This is a genomic window from Sphingomonas sp., assembly GCF_965200105.1.
Taxonomy (GTDB): domain Bacteria; phylum Pseudomonadota; class Alphaproteobacteria; order Sphingomonadales; family Sphingomonadaceae; genus Solisphingomonas.
The window spans coordinates 492,538-510,335 of record NZ_CBDATN010000003.1 but is presented as its reverse complement, the minus strand read 5'-3'; the positions used below and the strand labels follow the sequence as shown (position 1 = coordinate 510,335).

Annotated in this window: 23 protein-coding genes; 19 read left to right on the top strand and 4 right to left on the bottom strand. The window is 70.0% G+C overall.

The window, feature by feature from the left end; translation table 11 throughout:
• The first annotated feature begins 5 nt into the window (after nt 1–5).
• The 10 genes from phbB to tatC all read left to right on the top strand — a co-directional run bounded on the left by phbB (nt 6) and on the right by tatC (nt 7,406).
• Entirely contained in the window at nt 6–728 is a 723-nt protein-coding gene (gene phbB, locus ACOFKX_RS15335; protein ID WP_419827938.1) for an acetoacetyl-CoA reductase, read from the top strand.
• Nucleotides 729–739: 11 nt separating this feature from the next.
• Nucleotides 740–973, top strand: coding sequence for a ribbon-helix-helix domain-containing protein (locus tag ACOFKX_RS15330; RefSeq protein ID WP_419827937.1), 234 nt, complete (start codon nt 740–742; stop codon nt 971–973).
• Nucleotides 974–1,034: 61 nt separating this feature from the next.
• On the top strand, nt 1,035–2,774 hold the full coding sequence (gene argS / locus ACOFKX_RS15325; RefSeq protein WP_419827936.1) for an arginine--tRNA ligase: 1,740 nt from the start codon (nt 1,035–1,037) through the stop codon (nt 2,772–2,774).
• A gap of 2 nt (nt 2,775–2,776) precedes the next feature.
• Nucleotides 2,777–3,586, top strand: a complete 810-nt coding sequence (locus ACOFKX_RS15320; RefSeq protein WP_419827935.1) for an SPOR domain-containing protein — start codon at nt 2,777–2,779, stop codon at nt 3,584–3,586.
• A 59-nt stretch (nt 3,587–3,645) separates the two neighbouring features.
• On the top strand, nt 3,646–4,650 hold the full coding sequence (nagZ, locus tag ACOFKX_RS15315; RefSeq protein ID WP_419827934.1) for a beta-N-acetylhexosaminidase: 1,005 nt from the start codon (nt 3,646–3,648) through the stop codon (nt 4,648–4,650).
• 35 nt (nt 4,651–4,685) lie between these two features.
• A complete protein-coding gene (locus tag ACOFKX_RS15310) occupies nt 4,686–5,414 on the top strand; it encodes a segregation and condensation protein A (protein ID WP_419827933.1) in 729 nt (242 codons plus the stop codon).
• The gene (gene scpB / locus ACOFKX_RS15305; RefSeq protein WP_419827932.1) at nt 5,396–5,983 is read left to right on the top strand and encodes an SMC-Scp complex subunit ScpB; all 588 of its coding nucleotides are present in this window, start codon (nt 5,396–5,398) and stop codon (nt 5,981–5,983) included. The genes ACOFKX_RS15310 and scpB overlap by 19 nt, the downstream gene beginning before the upstream one ends.
• Nucleotides 5,984–6,010: 27 nt before the next feature.
• A complete protein-coding gene (locus ACOFKX_RS15300) occupies nt 6,011–6,256 on the top strand; it encodes a Sec-independent protein translocase TatA (protein WP_419827931.1) in 246 nt (81 codons plus the stop codon).
• Between the two features lie 32 nt (nt 6,257–6,288).
• Nucleotides 6,289–6,630: a Sec-independent protein translocase protein TatB gene (gene tatB / locus ACOFKX_RS15295; protein ID WP_419827930.1), complete on the top strand. Its 342-nt coding sequence runs from the start codon at nt 6,289–6,291 to the stop codon at nt 6,628–6,630.
• A gap of 5 nt (nt 6,631–6,635) precedes the next feature.
• Nucleotides 6,636–7,406, top strand: a complete 771-nt coding sequence (gene tatC / locus ACOFKX_RS15290) for a twin-arginine translocase subunit TatC (protein ID WP_419828280.1) — start codon at nt 6,636–6,638, stop codon at nt 7,404–7,406.
• Between the two features lie 55 nt (nt 7,407–7,461).
• Here tatC and ACOFKX_RS15285 read toward each other — a convergent pair whose 3' ends face one another.
• Entirely contained in the window at nt 7,462–7,599 is a 138-nt protein-coding gene (locus tag ACOFKX_RS15285) for an entericidin A/B family lipoprotein (RefSeq protein WP_419827929.1), read from the bottom strand.
• A 347-nt stretch (nt 7,600–7,946) separates the two neighbouring features.
• Here ACOFKX_RS15285 and ACOFKX_RS15280 point away from each other — a divergent pair, with 347 nt between their 5' ends.
• Complete coding sequence (locus tag ACOFKX_RS15280; protein ID WP_419827928.1) at nt 7,947–8,093, top strand: hypothetical protein; 147 nt, start codon at nt 7,947–7,949, stop codon at nt 8,091–8,093.
• Here the strand turns inward: ACOFKX_RS15280 and ACOFKX_RS15275 are convergent.
• Nucleotides 8,090–9,679, bottom strand: a complete 1,590-nt coding sequence (locus ACOFKX_RS15275) for a sensor histidine kinase (protein ID WP_419827927.1) — start codon at nt 9,677–9,679, stop codon at nt 8,090–8,092. The two genes, ACOFKX_RS15280 and ACOFKX_RS15275, sit on opposite strands and share 4 nt — an antisense overlap.
• Before the next feature lie 7 nt (nt 9,680–9,686).
• Nucleotides 9,687–9,851, bottom strand: coding sequence for a NepR family anti-sigma factor (locus ACOFKX_RS15270; protein ID WP_419827926.1), 165 nt, complete (start codon nt 9,849–9,851; stop codon nt 9,687–9,689).
• A 278-nt stretch (nt 9,852–10,129) separates the two neighbouring features.
• On the opposite strand from ACOFKX_RS15270, the gene ACOFKX_RS15265 reads away from it, so the two are divergent.
• From ACOFKX_RS15265 to ACOFKX_RS15245, 5 genes are all read left to right on the top strand, one after another.
• The gene (locus tag ACOFKX_RS15265; RefSeq protein ID WP_419827925.1) at nt 10,130–10,930 is read left to right on the top strand and encodes a response regulator; all 801 of its coding nucleotides are present in this window, start codon (nt 10,130–10,132) and stop codon (nt 10,928–10,930) included.
• Nucleotides 10,931–10,991: 61 nt separating this feature from the next.
• Nucleotides 10,992–11,132, top strand: coding sequence for a hypothetical protein (locus ACOFKX_RS15260; RefSeq protein WP_419827924.1), 141 nt, complete (start codon nt 10,992–10,994; stop codon nt 11,130–11,132).
• A 100-nt stretch (nt 11,133–11,232) separates the two neighbouring features.
• Entirely contained in the window at nt 11,233–11,874 is a 642-nt protein-coding gene (locus ACOFKX_RS15255; RefSeq protein WP_419828279.1) for a sigma-70 family RNA polymerase sigma factor, read from the top strand.
• A gap of 230 nt (nt 11,875–12,104) precedes the next feature.
• Nucleotides 12,105–14,789, top strand: coding sequence for a bifunctional [glutamine synthetase] adenylyltransferase/[glutamine synthetase]-adenylyl-L-tyrosine phosphorylase (locus ACOFKX_RS15250; RefSeq protein ID WP_419827923.1), 2,685 nt, complete (start codon nt 12,105–12,107; stop codon nt 14,787–14,789).
• The gene (locus ACOFKX_RS15245) at nt 14,789–15,286 is read left to right on the top strand and encodes a peroxiredoxin (RefSeq protein WP_419827922.1); all 498 of its coding nucleotides are present in this window, start codon (nt 14,789–14,791) and stop codon (nt 15,284–15,286) included. The genes ACOFKX_RS15250 and ACOFKX_RS15245 overlap by 1 nt, the downstream gene beginning before the upstream one ends.
• 24 nt (nt 15,287–15,310) lie before the next feature.
• Here ACOFKX_RS15245 and ctrA read toward each other — a convergent pair whose 3' ends face one another.
• Entirely contained in the window at nt 15,311–16,012 is a 702-nt protein-coding gene (gene ctrA, locus ACOFKX_RS15240) for a response regulator transcription factor CtrA (RefSeq protein ID WP_419827921.1), read from the bottom strand.
• A gap of 97 nt (nt 16,013–16,109) precedes the next feature.
• Here ctrA and ACOFKX_RS15235 point away from each other — a divergent pair, with 97 nt between their 5' ends.
• The 3 genes from ACOFKX_RS15235 to ACOFKX_RS15225 are packed head-to-tail and all read left to right on the top strand — an operon-like array spanning nt 16,110 to nt 17,710.
• Nucleotides 16,110–16,796, top strand: coding sequence for an RluA family pseudouridine synthase (locus ACOFKX_RS15235; RefSeq protein WP_419828278.1), 687 nt, complete (start codon nt 16,110–16,112; stop codon nt 16,794–16,796).
• A complete protein-coding gene (arfB, locus tag ACOFKX_RS15230; RefSeq protein WP_419827920.1) occupies nt 16,786–17,196 on the top strand; it encodes an alternative ribosome rescue aminoacyl-tRNA hydrolase ArfB in 411 nt (136 codons plus the stop codon). Before ACOFKX_RS15235 ends, arfB begins: the two co-directional genes overlap by 11 nt.
• A 28-nt stretch (nt 17,197–17,224) precedes the next feature.
• On the top strand, nt 17,225–17,710 hold the full coding sequence (locus ACOFKX_RS15225) for a GAF domain-containing protein (RefSeq protein ID WP_419827919.1): 486 nt from the start codon (nt 17,225–17,227) through the stop codon (nt 17,708–17,710).
• Nucleotides 17,711–17,798 lie beyond the last annotated feature (88 nt).

Here is a 17,798-nt window from a genome sequence, read left to right as displayed (position 1 = left end):
GGTCCATGGCACGAACGGCAATCGTGACGGGCGGTACGCGCGGCATAGGCGAGGCGATCAGCTTGATGCTGAAGGCGGACGGCGTCACCGTCGCGGCCAATTACGGTGGCGACGACGCCAAGGCCGCCGCCTTCACCGAGCGCACCGGCATCGCCGCCTACAAGTGGGACGTCTCCGATCCCGAAGCGTGCGCGGCCGGCGTCGGCAAGGTGCGCGACGAGCTCGGCGAGGTCGACATCGTCGTCAACAATGCCGGCATCACGCGCGACTCGACGATCCTGAAGCAGAGCTACGAGCAGTGGAAGGCGGTGATCGACACCAATCTGGGCGGCTGCTTCAACATGGTGAAAGCGACCTTTCCCGGCATGCGGGAGCGCAGATGGGGCCGCGTCGTCAACATCGGCTCGATCAATGGCCAGGCGGGCCAGTACGGCCAGGTCAACTACGCCGCCGCCAAGTCGGGCATCCACGGCTTCACCAAGGCGCTAGCGCAGGAGGGCGCCAAGTTCGGCGTCACCGTGAACGCGATCGCGCCGGGCTATATCGACACCGACATGGTCGCCGCCGTTCCCGACGACGTGCTGGAGAAGATCGTCGCGCGCATCCCGGTCGGCCGGCTCGGCCAGGCGAGCGAGATCGCGCGCGGCGTCTGCTTCCTGTGCGCGGAGGATGCCGGCTTCATCACCGGCTCGACGCTGTCGATCAACGGCGGGCAGCACATGTACTGACGGGAGCGCGCGTGTCTGGCCCGATCAAGCGCTCGGTCGCGATCGCCGGCCACGCGACCTCGATCAGTCTCGAGCCGGTGTTCTGGGAGGCGCTCGTCGCCGCGGCGGCGCGCGAGGGCGTGCCGCTCTCGGCGCTGGTCGCGCGGATCGACGCGGAACGGGTGGGCGCGTCCGATCCGCCGAACCTCGCCAGCGCGATCCGCGTCTGGCTTTTCGAACGCGCGACGGGAGCGGGCGCCGCGTAGCCCGACGCCCTGATCGAAGCCGGTTTGCCGCGCCTCGTCCGCCACGCTATCGGCGCGCGCCATGGCCGACACCCTCTACGCCCGCTTCACCGCCGAGATCGGACGCCTCCTCGACGCGATGGAGGCGGACTGCGCGCTGCCGGCGGGGCTCGCGCGGCGTGCAGTGGCGATCGAGCCGCCGCGCGATCCCGCGCACGGCGATCTCGCCACCAACGCCGCGATGGTGCTCGCCAAGCCCGCCGGCACTAACCCGCGCGCGCTCGCCGCGCTGCTCGCGCCGCGGCTGGAGGCGGTGGACGGCGTGACCGGGGTCGAGGTGGCGGGCCCGGGCTTCCTCAACCTCCGCCTCTCGTCGCAGGTCTGGCGGGACGAACTGGCGGCGATCCACGCGGCGGGGGGCGACTATGGCCGCTCGCGGACGGGCGAGGGCCGGCGCGTGAACATCGAATATGTCTCGGCCAATCCCACCGGGCCGATGCACATGGGCCATTGCCGGGGCGCGGTGGTGGGCGACGCGCTCGCCAGCCTGCTCGCCTTTGCCGGCCATCCCGTCACGCGCGAATATTACGTCAACGATGCGGGCGCGCAGGTCCAGACGCTCGCGCGCTCGGCGCACGTCCGCTATCGCGAGGCGTTGGGAGAGGAGGTCGGCCCGATCCCGGAGGGGCTTTACCCGGGCGACTATCTGATCCCCGTCGGCGTCGCGCTCGCCGCCGAGCATGGCACCCGCTACGCCGCCGCGCCCGAAGGCGAGTGGCTGGCGCTGTTCCGCCGCAGGGCGGTCGCGGCGATGATGGACATGATCCGCGCCGATCTCGCGCTGCTCGGCATCCACCATGACGTCTTCGCCTCGGAGGCGGAGGTGCAGGACGCGGGCAAGGTGGAAGCCGCCTTTGCCCGACTGACGGCGGACGGCCTCCTGTACGAGGGCACGCTGGAGCCGCCTAAGGGGGAGGTACCCGACGACTGGGCGCCCGAACCGATGACGCTGTTCCGCGCATCGCGCTTCGGCGACGATCAGGATCGCCCCGTCAGGAAGGCGGACGGCGGGCTCACCTACTTCGGCACCGACCTCGCCTACCACGCGCAGAAGGCGGAGGATGCGGACCAGCTTATCGACATCTGGGGCGCGGACCATGCCGGCACGGTGAAGCGCATCCAGGCGGCGGTCGCGGCGCTCACCGCCAATGAACCGGGGGGCGCCAAGCCGTTCGACGTCAAGCTCGTGCAGATGGTCCGCCTGCTGCGCGACGGCGAGCCGGTGAAGATGTCCAAGCGCTCGGGCAACTTCGTCACGCTCGCCGAGGTGGTGGAGGAGGTGGGCCGCGACGTCGTCCGCTTCACCATGCTGACGCGCAAGGCCGACGCGCAGATGGACTTCGATTTCGCCAAGGTCGTGGAAGCCTCGAAGGACAATCCGGTCTTCTACGTCCAGTACGCCCACGCCCGCATTCGCTCGCTGCAGCGCAAGGCGGCAGAGCTTGGCATTACGGGCGAGGCGGAGCTGTCGCTGCTCGACGAGGACGAGCTGGCGCTGGTGGCGCTGGCCGCGCAGTTCCCGCGCGTGGTGGAGCAGGCGGCGGGGACGCGGGAACCGCACCGCATCGCCTTCTACCTCTACGATCTCGCGGCGGCGTTCCACGCGCAGTGGAACCGTGGCAACGACGTGCCCGCGCGCCGTTTCCTGGTGCAGGAACGCGCGGACTTGACGCTCGCGCGACTTTCCCTCGCGGGCGCGATCGGGCAGATTGTGCGAAACGGTCTGTCCATCATGGGCGTGGCGGCGGCCGAGGAGATGTGACTATGTCCGATGTGGGGCGTGACGGTTTGGGTGCGGCGGACGAGGAGCGGCTGCCCTGGCTGGAGCCGGTGGATGAGGAGCCGGTCGAGGAGGGCGTGTCCGTCGGCCGCCTGATCGCCGGTCTCGTCGTGGCGCTGATCGTGCTCGGCCTCGTCGTCGGCGGCATCTACTGGCTGCGCCAACGCGCGGTCGGCGGCGACGGCACCGGCCTTCCCACCGAGATCGCGGCGCAGCCCGGGCCCTACAAGGTGAAGCCGGCGGAGCCCGGCGGGATGCGCCCGCAAGGCCAGGGTGATTCGAGTTACGCCGCGAGCGAGGGCGCCGACGTGAACGGCCAGATCGATCTCGCCGCGACGCCCGAGACGCCGATCGAGAAGAGGAAGCCTGTCGCGCCGACGCCACCAGTGCCGCCGCCCGCGCAGGTCGCCAAGGCGCCGGTCCCCGCGCCGGCGGCGAAGCCCGCCACGCAGGTCGCGCAGGCGCAGCCGGCGCCGGCGAAGCCCGCCACGCCCGCGCCGGTCGCCGCGCCGAAGCCCACCGCGAACGCGCCGACGGAGACGGCCGCCACCACGGGGGGCAGGAGCGGCTCGCAGGTACAGCTCGGCGCCTTCTCCAGCCAAGCCAAGGCGGAAGCGGCGTGGAAGTCGCTGTCCGGTCGCTTCGCCACGCTGGCGCCGCTTCCCCACTCGGTCGCCGCGAGCGAGGTCAACGGCAAGACCGTCTATCGCCTGCGTGCCGTCGCCGGCGGGCAGGCCGGCACGGTCTGCGCCAAGCTCAAGGTCTCGGGAGACACCTGCCTCGTCGTGGGGTGAGCGTCAGCTCGTCCGCCGTCCGCCTTGTCGCGGGCGGCGGCGGGCCGTAACGCGGAAGCATGATCCCCGCCATCCTCGGTCTCGCCGGCCCGGCGCTCACCGCCGACGAGCGCGCCTTCTTCCGCGACGCGGAACCCGCCGGCTACATCCTGTTCAAGCGCAACTGCGTCGATCCCACGCAGCTCCGCGCGCTCACCGACGACCTTCGCGCACTCTCCGGCCGCGACGATCTGCCGATCCTGATCGATCAGGAAGGCGGCCGTGTGCAGCGCATGGGCCCGCCATGCTGGCCGGCGCTGCCCGCCGCCGCGCGCTTCGCCGAACTCTACGCGCGCGATCCGGCGGGTGCGGTCGAGGCGGCGCGGCTCAACGCCATGCTGATCGGCGCGAGCCTGCGCGAGAGCGGGATCACGGTCGATTGCCTGCCGCTACTGGACGTCGCGCGGCCCGGCGCCGACGCGATCATCGGCGACCGCGCGCTCGGCAGCGATGCCGCGCAGGTCGCGACGCTCGGGCGCGCGGTCCTCGCGGGCCTGCGCGAGGGCGGCGTCGCCGGCGTCGTCAAGCACATGCCCGGCCACGGCCGCGCCACCGCCGACAGCCACCTCTCGCTTCCCGTCGTCGAGGCGGACGAAGCGGCGCTCGAGGAGGATCTCGCACCCTTCGCCGCGCTGGCCGACGCCGGCTTCGGGATGACCGCGCACATCGTCTACACCGCCTGGGATCGGGAGCGCTGCGCCAGCCTCTCGCCGGTGGTGATCGGCGAGGTGATCCGGCGCCGCATCGGCTTCGACGGACTGTTGATGTCCGATGATATCGGCATGAAGGCTCTGGCGGGCGGCTTCGGCGAACGCGCGGCGGGAGCTGTCGCCGCCGGCTGCGACGTCGCGCTGCACTGTTCGGGCGAGATGGCCGAGATGATGGTGGTCGCATCCGCGCTGGATCCGGTTGGCGCGACGGCCCGCGCGCGGCTGGATCGCGCGACCGTGCTCGTGCCGCGCACGCCGCCGGCCGTGGACGTGGCGCAGATCACGGCCCGTCGCGACGCGTTGCTTCGAGGATGATGCCACCGATAGCCGCTTCGTTCTAGGCTCGAGTGATGGACGACGCGCCCGGCACGCTGACCATCGATATCGACGGGTGGGAGGGGCCGCTCGACCTTCTGCTGACGCTCGCGCGCGCGCAGAAGGTCGATCTTCGTGAGATTTCGATCCTCGCGCTCGTCGAGCAGTATCTTGCCTTCCTTGCCGACGCGCGCGCCTTCCGGCTCGAGCTTGCCGCCGACTATCTGGTGATGGCAGCCTGGCTCGCCTATCTGAAGTCCGCGCTGCTGCTGCCGCGCGATCCCGAGATCGAGCCCAGCGCGGAGGAGCTCGCGCTGAGGCTCCAGCTCCGTCTCCAGCAGCTCGACGCGATGCGTGAGGCGGGCGCGCGGCTGATGGCGCGCGACAGGCTCGGCCGCGACGTCTTCGCGCGTGGCGCACCGGAGGGATTGAAGGTGGTGCGCCAGCCGCGCTGGCAAGCCTCGCTCTATGATCTGATCGCCGCCTATGGCGAGGTGACGGTGCGCAACCGGCCGGTGCTCCACGTCGTGCGCGCCCGTGCGGTGATGACGCTCGACGAGGCGATCCGGCGGGTCGAGGCGATGCTTGGCGTGGCGATCGGCTGGACATCGCTGGAGCGTTTCCTGCCGCCGGGCGCGGAGCCCGCGCTCGGGCGCTCGGCGCGAGCGTCGAGCTTCGTCGCCATGCTTGAGCTGGCGCGGCTCGGCCGGATCGATCTGCGGCAGGAGGAGGCGTTCGGCACGTTGTGGGTGCGCGCCGCGTGATCGGGCAGGACGAGCGCGTCGTCGAGGCGGTGCTGTTCGCCGCCGAGCGGCCGCTGTCCCGCGCCGAAATCGCGGAGGCGGCGGGCGAAGGCACCGACGTCGCAGCCGGGCTCGCCGCGCTGGAGGCGAGCTACGCGACGCGCGGGGTCCGCCTCGTCGAGCGCGGCGGCCGTTTCCACGTCGAGACCGCGCCCGATCTCGCGCACATCCTTCGCCGCACGCGCGAGGAGCCACGCAAGCTCAGCCGCGCAGGGGTCGAGACGCTGGCGATCATCGCCTATCACGAGCCCGTCAGTCGCGCCGAGATCGAGGCGATCCGCGGCGTACACATCTCCAAGGGCACGCTGGACGCGTTGATCGAAGCGGCGTGGATCCGTCCGGCGGGGCGGCGCGAGGCGCCTGGGCGGCCGCTCACCTACGCAACGACATCCGCCTTCCTCGCGCATTTCGGCCTCGGCAGCCGGCGTGACCTGCCGGGCCTCGACGATCTGCGCGCGGCGGGCCTGCTCGATCCCGTCGATGAGGCGATGTTCGCCACGGAGGTGGTAAGCGGCGCGCAAGAGGACTAGATAGGCCTTGCGCCAAGGAGACACGTCATGGGCAGCTTCAGCATCGTACACCTGCTCGTCCTCGCCGTCGTGGCGGTATTGCTGCTCGGCGGCGGCCGCTTTTCCGCGATGATGGGCGACGTCGCCAAGGGCGTGAAGCAATTCAAGAAGGGCATGGCCGAGGAGGAGGAGGCGTCGGCGCGTCCGCCCGCGCGGCTGCGCGCGCAACCGCCCGTCGAGCCGGCGCCGGAGCGTGACCTCCAGCCGATGCGCGACGATCGGCCGCGCGACTGAGCTGGACCGTCACGCTCCTGCCGGATCGCTGAATGTTCGACATCGCGCCGTCGGAGATGATGGTGGTGGCGCTCGTCGCCATCGTCTTCATCGGCCCCAAGGACCTGCCGCGCGCAATGCGCTTCGTGGGTCAGTGGGTCGGCAAGGGTCGCACGATGGCACGCCACTTCCGCTCGGCGATGGACGAGATGGTCCGCGAGGCCGAACTCGCCGAGATGGAGCAGAAGTGGAAGGCGGAGAATGAGCGCATCATGCGCGAGCACGCCTCGCTGATCCACGATACGCCGCCGCCTGTCGCCGAGTTGCCGGCGCCCGTTCCCGTCGCCGGGGAGGAACACTCCGCCGCGGCGCGCCGCGCCGCGGAGCTGCCTTGACCGACATGTCGCCGGAGTTCGGCGACGACGGCCTCGACGCGTCGCGCGCGCCGCTGCTCGACCACCTCATCGAGCTCCGGCGACGTTTGATCTGGAGCTTCGCGTCCCTCTTCCTCGCCTTCCTCGCCTGCTATTATTTCGCTGAGCAGATCTTCGCGTTCCTCGTTCAGCCGTTGCTCCGCGCGGGGCAGGGTAAGCTCATCTACACCGATGTGTTCGAGGCATTCTTCGCCAAGGTGAAGGTCGCTTTCTTCGCAGCCTGCATGCTGAGCTTCCCGATCGTCGCCAACCAGGTTTGGCGATTCGTGGCGCCGGGCCTCTACGCCAAGGAGAAGCGCGCGCTTAGGCCCTTCCTAGTGCTGACGCCCGTGCTGTTCCTGTCGGGCGCGGCGCTCGCCTACTTCATTGCGATGCCGTTGGCGCTCAAGTTCCTGCTCGGCTTCCAAGGCAATGTCGGCGGCATCCAGCAGGAGGCGCTGCCGGCGATCGGAAACTATCTGAGCTTCGTCACCAAGTTCCTGTTCGGCTTCGGCGTCGCCTTCCTGCTGCCCGTCCTGCTGATGCTGATGGAGCGTGCCGGTATCGTCACGCGCGCGCAGCTCGTGAAGAGCCGCCGCTATGCGATCGTCGGCGTGACCGCGATCGCGGCAGTTCTGAGCCCGCCGGATCTCGTGTCGATGATGCTGCTCGCGGTGCCGCTGGTGCTGCTCTACGAACTCGCGCTGATCGCGATCTGGTTCACCGAGCGCGGCCGGGCGCGCGAGGCGGCGGTATAAAAGAGGGCGCCGCGACGATCGCCGCGACGCCCCTGATTGAGCCCGAAGGCGAAGATCACTTATCCTTGTTGGCTTCCTTGGAAGCCGCGTGGCCGACGGAGGAGACATCCTTGCCGGCGCCGGCGACGGTGTTGCAGGCGGCGGTGGCGAGCGCGCCGACGACGAGGCCGGCGGTGAGGATCTTGCGGACCATCGGTCATTTCCCTTTCTGGACGTGCTATGTGCACTGGCGGTCAGGGAAATGACGCGTCGCGCCTTTGGTTCCGTCTCTATCCGTAACGCTCCGACGCGGTCGGAGAGACGTGACGCCAACGGTATGCCAAGGCTCTATGCAAATCGGGCCCGGAGCGCCGCCGGGGGGAGGCAGCATCTCCGGGCCCATATTCTAAACAGCGAGAGCGGGGGGGCAAAATCTCGCTGTTCGAAGACCATAACGGAGGACGGGCGCGCGAGGTTCCCTCCGGCGGCGACTGCGACATTAATAGATGAACATTCTTCCACATCGGCCCGTTGTCCGGCTCGACCTACAGGAGCATTGCCATGGCCAAGCCCCCAGCCACACCGCCGTCCAAGGATCGTGGCAGCGAGCAGGAGCAGCCGGCCGCCAAGGACGGCTCGGGAGCTGCCGAGCAGGAGGAGGTCACGCGACGCGGGTCCACCGGCCGTCCGCCTGCGGCGAAGCGCTAGGTTCGAGACGGATCGAGAGGTAGGATCGGGAAGACGATCGTGACGGCGCCGCGCTCGTCGTCCCGATCCAGCGGCGATCGCAATTGCCGCGCGAGGCCGGTGACGATACGCTCTCCGCGCTCAAATACTTCGTCGACGGGCGCGGCGTCTTGCCTCAGCGCGCTGGAGGTCACCGACAGCCTTGCTCGCTGGCCCTCCTGCTCGGCATGGAGCGCGATGGTGACGACGGCGCCCGCCGCCCGCATCATCGCCAGCTCGAGAAGCTCGGTGATCAGGAAAGCCACCGACACCGCTACGTCCTGATTGACCTGTGCCGGCTCCACGTCGAGCAGTATCGATGGCGCGCGCACGTCGCGGCCGGCGGAGCCGCGCAGGTTCGCGCACAGCTCGCCGACCAGCGGCCGCAGCGCCAGTCCGCGATTCACCTCCAGCTCCGCGTAATGGGAGCGGTGGACCAGCGCCAGCGCATCCACGCGGCGCTGGATTGCGGCGTAGGCGGCGGTGGCCTCCGGCGTCGTGGCGCCCCGCGCGTGGATGTTCAGCAGGCTGGCGATCACCTGGAGATTGTTCTTGACGCGGTGGTGCACCTCGCGCGTCAGCTTCGTCTGGCGAGCGAGGCCGTCCTCGAGTTCGGTCTCGTGCCGCGCGATGGTCGCGCTCGCGGCGATCAGCGCATCGCCCAAGCTGCGAATTTCGTGCGCGGGCGTGGTGGAGACGGGAACCACCAGCCGTCCGCCGCGCGTACGCGAGTGATCGATGGCACGTTCGAGTTGACCTAGCGGACGGATCAGCAGCCGGTCGACTACCAGCCAGCCGATCGCGGCGCCCGCCACCCACATCAGCATCGGCAGGATCACGAGCAGGATCTCGGTAGCGCCGAGCGGCGCCGACTCGATCGTCATGGCGAGCCGTAGCTGCCCCCCCGCGACTGGTGCCACGGTGGCGATGTCACGCCCGATCACCACAGCGCGCATCGCGGCCAGACGAAGCGTCGCACCGTCCGGGGCGATGAGCCTCAGGTCATAGCTGCCGTCGACGGCATTAGGGTGGCTCGCCTGCGTCAGCGCCCGTCTCGGGATCTCGGCCATCGCCATCCCGCCTGCCGCCGCGGTCTCCACCAGCAAGGCGTCGCCGTTCGCCGTGAGCGCGACCAGCGGCGGTGCGTCGAGCGCCAGCATGGCGGGCGGCGACGCCTCGAAGCCGACGGTGTGGCAGATGGTGCGGCCCGCGGCGTCGAACATGGCCACCGACACCCGCTGGACCTCGAGTACGTCCGCTGCGTGCCGACAGCCGGAGGCGCCGCGCCCGTGCAATCCGCGCAACGCGGCGGCGCTGCGATCGACGAAGAGGCTGAGCCGGTCGGCGCTGTTGCCGGCGAGGAGCTGCGCGGCGAGCACGCGGTTGCGATGCGCCGCCCGCGATGCCTCGATCGACGCAAGCGAAGAGATCACGCCCAGCGGCAACAACGCCAGCGTGAGGATGATGAGCATCTTGATGCTGGTCGACAGCCGCGCGAATGCTCGCGCCACCGATGGCGGCGGCGTGGTGCCGGGCGGCGCCCCCGGGATCGGGGCGGTCGCCGCCATCCCCTCCTCAGTCGAGCTTGCCGAGGAGATCGAGCAGCTCCATGGGAACCTCCTCGTTCACGGTCTCGACGTAGACCGAGCGGAGCGCGTGGCCGACGTCACGACTGACCGGCTTGGCCTCACCGGGCTGCTTGGCGGGCTCTCGCGCGTCCCGTGCCTTGTCGTCGCGCACCACCACCTTGCTTCGTCCCCCGTCGATGCGGCGCCGCCTTCGCGATCACCGTCCGTGAAGCTGACTCGAAACATCGGCCGCGCGGCCGATGCGCCTCGCGCGAGTAAATCGCGGAGTTCGCGGGAAACAAAAATCAGCACCGATTGTTCCCACGTCTTAGTCCGCGTTCGCGCGGATGCTGCCGCGTGGGGGGAAGCGGACGAAGCGACGTCGATGCCGTCGCTCCGGACCCCGCGATCATTAGGCCAGGTCAACTGGCAAGGAGTCTGGAACGCTTTATGTCGCTCGGTCAGGAACTCGCGCCGCATCTTCCTTTCTTGCGCCGCTACGCGCGTGCGCTCACGGGCAGCCAGAAGGAGGGCGACACCTATGTCCGCGCGACGCTGGAGGCGATCATCGCGGCGCCTGGCGACTTTCCGCGCGACGTCGATCCCCGTCTCGGGCTCTACCGGACCTTTCAGGCGATCTGGCAATCCTCGTCGGTGGATACCGGCATCGACGGCGGGCAGGAGGCGTCGGGTGGCGGCGAGGCGATCGCGCAAGCCCGCCTCGCGCGAATTACGCCGCGCTCGCGCCAGGCGTTGCTGCTCACCGCCATGGAGGGCTTCACCACCGAGGACACCGCCTACCTGATGGACTCGGACGTCGACGAGGTCGACACGCTCGTCGCCGACGCGCTCGCGGAGATCGAGCGGCAGACGCGTGCCGAGGTGCTCATCATAGAGGACGAGCCGATCATCGCGATGGACCTGGAGACGATCGTGCGCGATCTCGGCCACGGCGTCACGGGCGTCGCGGTGACGCGCGACGAGGCGGTCAGCCAGGCGATGGCGCGCCGCCCTGGGCTGGTGCTCGCCGACATACAGCTTGCGGACGACAGTTCGGGTATCGATGCGGTGAAGGACATCCTCGCCCAATTCGAGGTGCCGGTGATCTTCATCACCGCCTTCCCCGAGCGGCTGCTGACCGGCGAGCGGCCCGAGCCGACCTTCCTCATCACGAAGCCGTTCCAGCGCTCCACGGTCAAGGCCGCGATCGCGCAGGCCCTGTTCTTCGACGGAGCCACGGTGCCGGCATGATCGACGGCGGGAACCGCCACCCGCCCGTCACGTTGGCCGCGAAACGATCTCGGAGCATGTCATGGTCAACGAACGCAGGCCGGTGAAATCGACGGACGAGGTTCGTGGCGGCGAGACGCCGGGTATCGGCCGCTACGTGCTCGCGATCTCGACGCTGCTCATCATCATCGTATTCGCCGCGATCCTTCTCTACTATCGTTGATTCCCGCGCACCGACGGGGCCACTGGCGTAGCGCCCTGCGCGCGCCTATCTCGATGCGGGCGCTGTCGCCCGAGCAATGGAGCGTGGAGATTCGATGACGATGTCCGATCCGCCGGCGGCGGACGAGGACGCGGACGAAGCCGCGCCCATTCCTCATACGCCCCTGCCTGACGACGAGTTCAAGGTCCAGCTCGCGCAGGTCATTCCGCACCTGCGCGCCTTCGGCCGATCGCTGTCCGGCAATCGCGATCTCGCCGATGATCTCGTGCAGGAAACTCTCCTCAAGGCCTGGGCGGCGCGCCAGCGTTTTCAGGCCGGCACCAACATGCGGGCCTGGACCTTCATCATCCTCAGGAACCTGTTCCTGAGCCAGATGCGCCGCGCCCGCTTCAAGGGCGAATGGGACGAGATCACCGCGTCCAAGCTGCTCGCAGCGCCCGCCAGCCAGGATCGCCACGTCGAGCTCGGCGACATGCAGCGCGCGCTCCTTCACCTCCCGCAACCGCAGCGCGAGGCGCTGATCCTCGTCGGTGCGGGCGGCTTCGCTTACGAGGAGGCGGCGGAGATCTGCGGGTGCGCGGTGGGCACGATCAAGAGCCGCGTCGCCCGCGGCCGCGTCGCACTCGAAGGGCTACTGTCCGACGGCAAGCTGCCTTCGCGTCGCGACCACAAGACCGATACGAGCACCACGGTGCTCCAGAAGATCATGGATCAGGTGGACGAGCTCAGCCGCGAGCGTTGATCAGCGCAGGCGCGCGAGCGTCCGTTTCATGTCGTCGGGAAGCGCCTCGACTTCGAACGCATGTCCTAGTGAGTTCACCACGCCCTGATCCCTCGGAGGCGACGCGACGGCTTCGTACCGCCTGACGGGCGTGTCGTAGGTTTGGTTCGGAGCTGGGGTTCGCATGGCGCTATCAACGTGCCGTTTTAACCTGAGTTGCTATCGTTACGCCTCGGAGCCGATTGGATAGCGTGAGTGTCCCTGCCGTAACGTCTTGCCGGGACGCGATCGCGCGTGCGGAGGCGCACGCGCCGTTCCTGCGCCGCTTGCTGGCGCGGGAGGATCGTATTGCCGGTTTGCTCCACGAAGGTGAGGTGGAGGCGGCGCTCGCCGCCGCGGCAGAGCCGGTGGAAGCTCCCCCCGGGGTGGCCCTCCGCCGCGAGCGTCGCCGCCTCGCCCTGGCGCTCGCGATCGGCGACATCGCGGGCCTGCTGCCGCTGGAACGGGTGACGGCGCTGCTCTCCGCCTTCGCAGACCGCGCGCTCGACCGTGCGATCGCGACCGCCATAGAAGAACGGACGCCGGGTGAGACGCCGCGCGGCTTCGTGGGCCTTGCGCTCGGCAAGCATGGCAGCCGCGAACTCAACTATTCGTCGGACATCGACCCGATCCTCCTGTTCGATCCCGCGACGCTCCCGCGCCGCGTGCGCGACGAGCCGGGCGAGGCGGCGGCGCGGATCGCGCGTCGTGTCGTCGAGCTGCTCCAGGCGCCCGACGCCGAGGGCTACGTCTTCCGCATCGACCTGCGGCTCAGGCCTTCGCCCGAGGCCACTCCGCCGGCGCTGCCCGTGTCGGCGGCGCTCAGCTACTATGAGTCGATGGCGCTGCAGTGGGAACGCGCCGCTTTCATCCGCGCGCGCGCGGCGGCAGGCGATGTCGCGCTCGGCGAGCGCTTCCTTACGGCGGTGCAGCCCTTCGTCTGGCGCCGGTCGATCGATTTCGGCGCGGTGGGCGAGCTGCGCGCGATCTCGCGCCGTATCCGGTCACACCATCATGCCGGTCAGCGCTTCGGCCCCGGTTACGACCTGAAGCGCGGGCATGGCGGCATTCGCGAAATCGAGTTCTTCGCGCAGATCCACCAGCTCATCCATGGCGGCCGAGAGCCGGCGCTGCGCGCGCCCGCCACGCTGGACGCGCTGAGTGCGCTGGCGGCGGCGGGCCGGATCGGCGACACCGAGGCGGCGGCGCTGGCGGATGCATATCGGTTGCATCGCACCGTCGAGCACCGCCTCCAGATGGTGGAGGATCGCCAGACGCACAGCTTGCCCCGCGATGCTCAGGCGCTGGACGGCGTCGCACGCCTGGGCGGATGGAGCGGAGGCGCGGCCCTGCTCGAAACCCTGGCGCCGCACGTCGAGCGTGTGGGGTATATCTACGACGCGCTCGAACCCGAGCCCGCCACCGGCTTGCCCGATGCGCGAGAGCCGCTCGAGGCCGCACTGGCGGCGGCCGGTTTTGCCGAGCACGCCGCCGCCGCCGACCGCATCGCGGGGCTGCGCGGCGGTGGTGCGCGCGCGCTCCGTTCCGCAGCCGCGCGCGAGGCGCTGGAGGCGGTGCTGCCTGCTCTGGTCTCGGCGCTGGGCCGCGCGCCCGATCCGATGGCAGCGCTCAACCGCTTCGACGCGCTCGTCCGCGGACTGCCAAGCGCGGTCAACCTGTTCCGCCTGATCGCCGCACGGCCGCCGCTCGCGCGGCTGCTGGGCGACGTGCTGAGCCTCGCGCCGGCGCTCGCCGACATGCTCGGCCGGCGACCGGAGCTGATCGACGGGCTGATCGACGCGCGCGCGCTGGAGCCGCCGCCCGACGTCGAGACGCTCGCCGCGACATTGGTCGCCGGCGGGCAGGGGGAGGATTATCAGGCGCTGCTCGATCGCGTGCGCGCGGCGGTGGGCGAGCTTCGCTTCGCACAGGGGGTGCAGCTCGTCTCCGGCTCGCGCGATCCGCTCGCGGTGGCGGCAGGCTATTCGCGCATTGCCGAGGCCGCGCTCCGGACGCTGGCGGGGGCGACGGTCGCCGAGTTCGAGGGCGCGCACGGCCGCATCCTGGGTGGCGAACTCGTCATCCTCGCCTTCGGCCGCTTCGGTGGCGAGGCGCTGACCCACGCCTCCGATCTCGACCTGGTCTTCCTGTTCACGGGCGATCACCTCGCCGAGTCCGACGGCCGGCGGCCACTCGGCGCCACGCATTATTTCAACCGGCTCGCGCAACGGGTGACGGCGGGGCTATCGGTGCCGACGGCGGCCGGCCCGCTCTACGAGGTCGACACGCGGCTCCGCCCGTCCGGCGCGCAGGGCCTCGTCGCGGTGACGATCGACAGCTTCCGGCGCTACCAGCGCGAGAGCGCCTGGACGTGGGAGCATATGGCGCTGACGCGCGCGCGGCCGGTGTTCGGGTCGCCCGCCGCGCGCGCGGCGGCGTGCGAGGCGATCGCCGAGGCGCTGGAGCGGCCGCGCGATACCGCGACGCTCTGTGCCGACGCCGCGAAGATGCGCGCCGATTTGCATGCCCACAAGCCGCCCCAAGGCGCGCTCGACGTCAAGCTGGCCGTCGGCGGGCTGGTCGATCTGGAGTTCGCCGTGCAGGTCGCACAGCTCCGCGAGCGCGTCGGCCTCGATCCGCATCTGCCAGTCGCGATCGACGCGCTCGCCGCGGCGGGGCGGTTGCCGCCCGCGCTCGCCCTCGCGCATGATCTGCTGACGCGTATGCTGGTCGCGGTACGGCTGGTGGCACCGCAGGCGGTGGAACCCACAGAGCCCGTGCGCGCGTTGCTGGCGCGGGCCTGCGGTCAGGCGGACTGGGCGATGCTCGTCTCCGCGCTGGACGAGGCGAAGGCGACGGTGCGCGCGGCGTGGGCGAAACAGACGGGAGAGGCATGATGACCGAGTTGAAGGCCGGCGATCCGGCGCCCGACGTGACGCTGGCGACGGGTGATGGCGGTACGCTCGCGCTGTCGCAGATGCGCGGGCACGCTATCGTCCTCTACTTCTATCCCAAGGACGATACGCCGGGCTGCACGACGGAGGCGATGGACTTCACCGCTCGAAAGGCCGCGTTCGAGATGGCGGGCGCGTACGTGATCGGCGTCTCGAAGGACGATGCGGCGAGCCACGCCAAGTTCACCGGCAAGCACGCGATCACGATCACGCTGGCGAGCGACGCCGACGGATCGGTCAGCGACGCGTTCGGCGTTTGGAAGGAGAAGTCGAACTACGGCCGCAAATATATGGGCATCGAGCGATCGACCTTCCTCATCGACGCCGAGGGTCGGGTCGCGGAGATCTGGCGGGGCGTTCGCGTACCCGGCCACGCCGACAAGGTGTTGGCTGCGGCCGAGGCGCTCGGCCACGCGGAGACGAACCCGCTGGTCAGTTGAGACGGAGACGGCCGGTGGACGCGATCAGGCGACCGCAGCCGTCGTCTGCTCCTGCGGGTCGCGCAGCACATAGCCGCGGCCCCACACCGTCTCGATATAGTTGTCGCCGTCGCAGGCGAGGCTGAGCTTCTTGCGCAGCTTGCAGATGAACACGTCGATGATCTTGAGCTCGGGCTCGTCCATGCCGCCGTAGAGATGGTTCAGGAACATCTCCTTGGTGAGCGTCGTGCCCTTGCGGAGCGAGAGCAGCTCCAGCATCGCATATTCCTTGCCCGTCAGGTGGACGCGCGCGCCGTCGACCTCAACCGTCTTGGCATCGAGGTTCACCGACAGCTTGCCCGTCTTGATGACCGACTGCGAATGGCCCTTCGAGCGGCGCACGATGGCGTGGATGCGCGCCACCAGTTCGTCGCGGTGGAAGGGCTTGGTGACGTAATCGTCGGCCCCGAAGCCCAGCGCGCGGACCTTGCTGTCCATCTCGCTCACGCCCGACAGGATCAGCACCGGCGTCTGCACCTTGGCGACGCGGAGCTTCTTCAGCACATCGTAGCCGTGCATGTCGGGCAGGTTGAGATCGAGGCAGATGATGTCGTAGTCGTAGAGCTTGCCGAGATCCAAGCCCTCCTCGCCCAGATCGGTGGTGTAGGTGTTGAAACCTTCGGCACCGAGCATGAGCTCGATCGCCTTGGCCGTCGTCGGCTCGTCTTCGATCAGGAGAACGCGCATCGTTCAAAACCCCCTGCCATTCACAGCCGCGAGCCGCAGGCCCACTTCCGGCGTTAACCATGCCAGGAATGACGGGAAAAGGTTAACGGCGGGTAAAATGCGTCGCGAGGCACCGGATTTCGTGTCGCCCCTGCTCGACCGTGTCCTCTACGAGGATGCCGAGGCACTGGTGATCGACAAGCCGGCGGGGTTGCCCGTCGACCGGCCGCGCGACGGCTCCGATGCCGTCGAGATGCGCCTGGAGGAGTTGCGATTCGGTTTCGCGCGCCCGCCGTCGATCGTTCACCGGCTCGATCGCGACACCTCGGGCTGTCTCTTGTTCGCCCGGACCGAGCGCGCGCACCGCCGCTTCGCCGCCGCCTTCGAGGAGGGACTGGTGGAGAAGCGCTACCTCGCGGTCGTCGACGGCGTGCCGCGCGAAGCCGCGGGAGGGATCGAAATGGCCCTGGCCAAACGGTCCTCGCGCGAACAAGGCTGGCGCATGGTCCCGGACGCGCGCGGCAAGCGGGCGGTGACCGACTGGCGGCTGCTCGGCATCGCGAACGGCCGGGCGCTGCTGCTGCTCGCGCCCGCGACCGGGCGCACGCACCAGTTGCGCGTTCACATGGCGAGCGGGCTCATGCTGCCGATCATGGGCGATCCCATCTACGGAGCGGGCGGCGGCACGATGCTGCACGCCTGGAAGCTGACGGTGCCGCGCAGGGGCAAGCCCGTGATCGCCTGCGCCGCGCCGCCGCCGCCGGCCTTCGACGCCTGGCGGGAGTTCGTCGGCGATGCCGGCTGATCCGCCGCTACCGCCCGAGTGGGCGCTGTCCGAACGCTTCCTCGCGGCGACGGGACCGGGCGGGCAGAATGTCAACAAGGTGGCGACCGCGGTCCAGCTCCGCCTCGACGTGCCCGCGCTGGGCCTGCCCGCCTCCGTCATGGCGCGGCTGCGCGCGCTGGCGGGGAGCCGGATGACGGCGGACGGCCAGCTCAGCGTCACCGCGCGCGCGCACCGTACCCGCGAGGCCAATCGCGTCGCGGCGCGCGAGCGGATCGCGAAGCTGCTCGCCGAGGCGCATGTCAGGCCCGAGCGGCGCGTGAAGACACGGCCGACCAAGGCGTCGAACGAGCGGCGGATGCTCTCCAAGGCGACGCGCTCCGACCTGAAGGCGGGCCGCGCCCGGCCGCGCCTCGACTGACGGCGGCGCCGCGCCTATCCCGCCGACGATGTACGACTTCCGCATCGATCCCGCCGCCGACAAGGCGACGCATTGGGACGACCTTCTCTCCGCCGTCCGCGCGGTCGTCGCGGGAGAGCGCGACGCCGTCGCCAACATGGCCAACGTCGCGGCGCTCGCCTGGGAGATGCTGCCCGGTCTGAACTGGGCGGGCTTCTATCGCGTGGTGGATGGCGAGCTGGTGCTCGGCCCGTTCCAGGGCCGCCCGGCCTGCATCCGCATCGCGCTGGGCGCAGGCGTATGCGGCGCGGCGGCGGCTAGCGGCGAGGTGCAGTGCGTGGCGGACGTCCACGCCTTTCCCGGCCACATCGCCTGCGACGCCGCCTCGGCATCCGAGCTGGTGGCGCCGATCGTCGCGAAAGGTCGTGTGATCGCGGTGCTTGATCTCGACAGCCCGTCGAGGGCGCGCTTCGACGAGGAGGACGTCGCGGGCGCGAGACGGCTTGCTGCGCTATTGGCGGACGCGATCGCCTGATCGCGCCCCGAAGTGGGACGCGGGGGCGAACGCCACCCTTTCGCGCCGTCGCATCCTTCCTGTAACGCGCCTGACCGGGGGCGAGGCG

Bases quoted from the DNA above. Each gene is read 5' to 3' on its own strand.
- tatB (WP_419827930.1), top strand. From the start codon at position 6,289: ATGTTCGACATCGCGCCGTCGGAGATGATGGTGGTGGCGCTCGTCGCC.
- phbB (WP_419827938.1), top strand. From the start codon at position 6: ATGGCACGAACGGCAATCGTGACGGGCGGTACGCGCGGCATAGGCGAG.
- ACOFKX_RS15255 (WP_419828279.1), top strand. From the start codon at position 11,233: ATGTCCGATCCGCCGGCGGCGGACGAGGACGCGGACGAAGCCGCGCCC.
- arfB (WP_419827920.1), top strand. From the start codon at position 16,786: ATGCCGGCTGATCCGCCGCTACCGCCCGAGTGGGCGCTGTCCGAACGC.
- ACOFKX_RS15265 (WP_419827925.1), top strand. From the start codon at position 10,130: ATGTCGCTCGGTCAGGAACTCGCGCCGCATCTTCCTTTCTTGCGCCGC.
- ACOFKX_RS15260 (WP_419827924.1), top strand. From the start codon at position 10,992: ATGGTCAACGAACGCAGGCCGGTGAAATCGACGGACGAGGTTCGTGGC.
- ACOFKX_RS15285 (WP_419827929.1), bottom strand. From the start codon at position 7,599: ATGGTCCGCAAGATCCTCACCGCCGGCCTCGTCGTCGGCGCGCTCGCC.
- ACOFKX_RS15225 (WP_419827919.1), top strand. From the start codon at position 17,225: ATGTACGACTTCCGCATCGATCCCGCCGCCGACAAGGCGACGCATTGG.
- ctrA (WP_419827921.1), bottom strand. From the start codon at position 16,012: ATGCGCGTTCTCCTGATCGAAGACGAGCCGACGACGGCCAAGGCGATC.
- ACOFKX_RS15275 (WP_419827927.1), bottom strand. From the start codon at position 9,679: ATGGCGGCGACCGCCCCGATCCCGGGGGCGCCGCCCGGCACCACGCCG.
- ACOFKX_RS15320 (WP_419827935.1), top strand. From the start codon at position 2,777: ATGTCCGATGTGGGGCGTGACGGTTTGGGTGCGGCGGACGAGGAGCGG.
- ACOFKX_RS15300 (WP_419827931.1), top strand. From the start codon at position 6,011: ATGGGCAGCTTCAGCATCGTACACCTGCTCGTCCTCGCCGTCGTGGCG.
- ACOFKX_RS15245 (WP_419827922.1), top strand. From the start codon at position 14,789: ATGACCGAGTTGAAGGCCGGCGATCCGGCGCCCGACGTGACGCTGGCG.
- ACOFKX_RS15280 (WP_419827928.1), top strand. From the start codon at position 7,947: ATGGCCAAGCCCCCAGCCACACCGCCGTCCAAGGATCGTGGCAGCGAG.
- ACOFKX_RS15235 (WP_419828278.1), top strand. From the start codon at position 16,110: ATGCGTCGCGAGGCACCGGATTTCGTGTCGCCCCTGCTCGACCGTGTC.
- argS (WP_419827936.1), top strand. From the start codon at position 1,035: ATGGCCGACACCCTCTACGCCCGCTTCACCGCCGAGATCGGACGCCTC.
- nagZ (WP_419827934.1), top strand. From the start codon at position 3,646: ATGATCCCCGCCATCCTCGGTCTCGCCGGCCCGGCGCTCACCGCCGAC.
- ACOFKX_RS15310 (WP_419827933.1), top strand. From the start codon at position 4,686: ATGGACGACGCGCCCGGCACGCTGACCATCGATATCGACGGGTGGGAG.
- tatC (WP_419828280.1), top strand. From the start codon at position 6,636: ATGTCGCCGGAGTTCGGCGACGACGGCCTCGACGCGTCGCGCGCGCCG.